The organism is Haladaptatus sp. (assembly GCF_049589095.1).
GTDB lineage: Archaea > Halobacteriota > Halobacteria > Halobacteriales > Haladaptataceae > Haladaptatus.
In genome coordinates this window covers 1-3,352 of the sequence record NZ_JBAWAC010000253.1, presented here as the reverse complement: position 1 = coordinate 3,352, position 3,352 = coordinate 1, and the positions used below count along the sequence as shown (strand labels likewise).

The following is a 3,352-nucleotide window of genomic DNA, read 5'->3' as shown; positions in this document are numbered from 1 at the left end:
GGGCCGCACCCTCCGAACACTACGGCGAGACGGCGGCGACGGTCGAGGCGGTCATGCCGGACCTGTTCGACGTCGTGGAGCGGGTGGACGACCCGCACGCGCTCGACCGCATCGAACGCGAGATGCGCGAGACGGTCAATCGCAATCCGGCGGCGCGCTGTGCGGTGAGCATCGCGCTGCACGACCTCGCCGCGAAACGCACCGGACTGCCGCTGTATCGCTACTGGGGACTCGACCCCGAAGACACGCTGGAAACGTCGTTCACGGTCGGCATCGACACGACCGACGTCATGGCCGAGAAGACGCGGGAGGCCGTCGAAGCCGGATACGGCACGCTGAAAGTCAAAGTCGGTACCGACCGCGACGAGGAAATCGTCGGCGCGATTCGGGACGAGGCCCCGGACGCGACGATTCGCGTGGACGCGAATCAGGCGTGGAGTCCGCGTGAGGCAGTACAAAAAATCGAGGCGCTCGCCGAATTCGACGTGGAGTTCGTCGAACAGCCGATTCCCGCCGAGAACCCCGAGGGAATGCGGTTCGTGCGCGAGCGCGCCGCGCTCCCCATCGCGGCCGACGAATCCTGCGTCACGCTGGAGGACATTCCGCGAATCGCGGACAAGGCCGACATCGCCAACCTGAAACTGATGAAATGCGGCGGCCTTCGGGAAGCGATGCGGATGATTCACGCTGCACGGGCGGAGGGCCTGGAGCTCATGCTCGGCTGTATGATCGAGAGCAACGCCAGCATCGCGGCCGCGTGCCACCTCGTCCCGCTGCTCGATTATGCCGATTTGGACGGCTCGCTCCTCCTCGCGGAGGACGACTACGAGGGCGTTCCCATGCCGGACGGCGTCATCGACCTCGAAACCGGCCGAGCGGGAACCGGCGTTCGAAAACGCTAATCCTACTCTTACTCGTCCAGCTTGCCGACCCGTTCGGCTCGAAACCCGACCATCTCGTCGTAGCCGTCGGTGGACATCAGGACCGGATAGAACGGCCGGTCGGCACGGAGTTCGCTGGCCTGGTCGTCCTTTCTTCGGGCGAACATTTCTCCTTCCGCGACGCGGACGAAGTTCTCGCCGACAAACTCGTAGTTCGCGCCCTCCACGGCGTCGAACACCCGGTACAGTTCGGGGTCACCGGCGTCCGAGAGGGTTTCCAGTGCGTCCATCTCGCCGAGGAAGTTCCGGAGGACGCGCTCGGCGTTTCGCTCCGCTCGTTCGCTTCCCCGGTACCCGCACTCGACTGCCACGCCGTCGACGTAGTCGATGAGGCCGCCAGCGAGGTAGCTTATGTCCACGACGCGCCCCACGCCGGTCGCCCGCGCAAGTCGTTTCGTTCGGTCGTTCAGTCGCGTGACGAGCGCGAACGGCTCGGGTTGTGATTCCGTCGAATGTAAGTCGAGGACGCCACACCCGTCGAGTTCCGGCAGGAGTTCCGCCGCGAGCCGGGATTCGTGTGTTTTCCCGTTCGAGTCTCCCGGAAACGCACGGTTCAAATCCTCGTCGATGAACCGCTCGTCCTCCGCGATGGCCTCCTCGTTGGCGAGGACGAAACGAACCGCGCGGGAGAATGCGGGCTTCTCCGCCAGCACGCGCTCGACGGCCGTCTTTCCGCAGCGTTCGTTGCCGTGCAGGCAGGCGACGACGGCCAGGTCAGGGGTCCCGGCACCGAAGGTCTGGACGCGCATCGATAATCGTGCCACGCAGACCCACGACTTGAGGCTGTGGATTCCCGCACGACGTTGCCTCCTATTCCCGCTTTTGTTCGGTGTCGTTCTCGTCTATTCCCGCTTTTTCTCGTGTTCGGTGTCGTGGGTTCGGAGTTGAACCTCCTTGTCCGTTATCCCGTGGATGGCCTCGTGCGGAAGCGGGTAGATGTCCTTCGTCTCGTCCTTCCACCCGAGCAGCATCTTGTACTCGTCGAAGAGGCTCGGATGTGGATCGACGTACGCGATGCCGTCCTCGACCTTGGTGACGATGCCGACCTTCTGCTCGTCCACGTTGAACACCGGCTTGTCCACGTCCTCGGGCTTCGGTGATTTTCGCATACGGGTCGTACTACCGTCAGCACCTTCAGATTAACCGTCGAACGGGGTGCCGTCGTCACCGACTACCGGTCGTGTGAACGTCGTCGCTCGGGTCGTACTCCATCTCTTCGGCGACGGTGCGAACGACTTCGGCACCGAACTCGCGCTCGACGATGTGGAACGCGAGATCGATACCCGACGTGACACCGCCAGCGGTCAGGATATCGCCGTCGTCTACGACGCGAGCGTCGACAACGTGTGCCGCCGAGTTCCGGAGGTCGGGGAGTGCCCCGGCGTGGGTGACTGCGGGACGACCGTCGAGCAGTCCAGCACTGGAGAGCAACATTCCGCCGGTGCAGACCGCCGCGATCGTGGTCCCTCGTTCGTGATGCGTCGCCAAAGCGTCGGAAAGGTCGCCTCGTTCCGTTTCCGTCCGCGCTCCCGCCTCGCTCCGGTCGTTCCATCCACCGCCGGGAACGACGATGAGGTCCGGTGAGCGGTCGTCGAGTGTCGCGTCGGGTTCGACACGGAGGCCGTGACTCGCCGTGATTCGTTCCGTTTCCGCGAGCGTACAGAGCGAGACCGTGAGGTCCGAACCGGCATCGCCCGCGTTCTCGAACACTTCGTACGGGCCGATGGCGTCCAACTCGTCGAATCCCTCGAAGAGGACGATAGCGATTTCCATGTTTCGACTATCGATAGGGGTTTTCGAGATAGTAAACCCGCTGGTGAACCGGATATCGAACCCCCATCCGCCGTGGTTCCTCGTGCCGTCTCAACACACTTATCTGGCGCGTGGCGCGTACCCAACCGCATGAGCGATATCGTTGTCACGCTCCCGGACGGTGCCGAACTCCAGATGGAGGACGGTTCGACCGTGGAGGACGTGGCGTACGAAATCGGCCCCGGACTTGGCAAGGACACGGTGGCAGGTGTCGTGGACGGCGAACTCGTGGACAAAGCGACGCCGCTGTCGGCGGACTGCCGACTCGTCATCGTCACCGACCAGAGCGACGAGTACCTGAGCGTCCTCCGTCACTCCGCCGCCCACGTCTTCGCACAGGCGCTGAAACGACTCCACCCCGAAGCGAAACTCACCATCGGCCCGTGGACCGACGAGGGATTCTACTACGACATCGCGGGCGTGGAACTCGACAGCGACGACCTCGCCGCAATCGAGGACGAGGCCCACGACATCATCGCCGAGGACCTCGACATCGAGCGTACCGAGAAGTCCCGCGAGGAAGCGTTCGACTTCTACGAGGACAACGAGTACAAACAGGACATCCTCGACACCGAGGCGGCCGACGACGACTCGATCTC

Annotated in this window: 5 protein-coding genes; 2 read left to right on the top strand and 3 right to left on the bottom strand. The window is 63.8% G+C overall.

The annotated features are described in order from the left end of the window. Positions 1 to 902 (top strand): dipeptide epimerase (locus WBV42_RS08230; RefSeq protein WP_423985600.1); only part of this gene is annotated, 902 nt, incomplete at its 5' end. 8 nt (positions 903 to 910) lie between these two features. Here the strand turns inward: WBV42_RS08230 and WBV42_RS08225 are convergent. The 3 genes from WBV42_RS08225 to WBV42_RS08215 form a co-directional block, all read right to left on the bottom strand. After that, on the bottom strand, positions 911 to 1,705 hold the full coding sequence (locus WBV42_RS08225) for a M14 family metallopeptidase (protein ID WP_423985599.1): 795 nt from the start codon (positions 1,703 to 1,705) through the stop codon (positions 911 to 913). 78 nt (positions 1,706 to 1,783) lie between these two features. Continuing rightward, a complete protein-coding gene (locus WBV42_RS08220) occupies positions 1,784 to 2,050 on the bottom strand; it encodes a PRC-barrel domain containing protein (RefSeq protein ID WP_423985598.1) in 267 nt (88 codons plus the stop codon). Positions 2,051 to 2,105: 55 nt separating this feature from the next. Next, the gene (locus WBV42_RS08215; protein WP_423985597.1) at positions 2,106 to 2,714 is read right to left on the bottom strand and encodes a DJ-1/PfpI family protein; all 609 of its coding nucleotides are present in this window, start codon (positions 2,712 to 2,714) and stop codon (positions 2,106 to 2,108) included. A 129-nt stretch (positions 2,715 to 2,843) separates the two neighbouring features. On the opposite strand from WBV42_RS08215, the gene WBV42_RS08210 reads away from it, so the two are divergent. After that, the coding region (locus WBV42_RS08210) for a TGS domain-containing protein (protein WP_423985596.1) at positions 2,844 to 3,352 on the top strand (509 nt) is incomplete at its 3' end.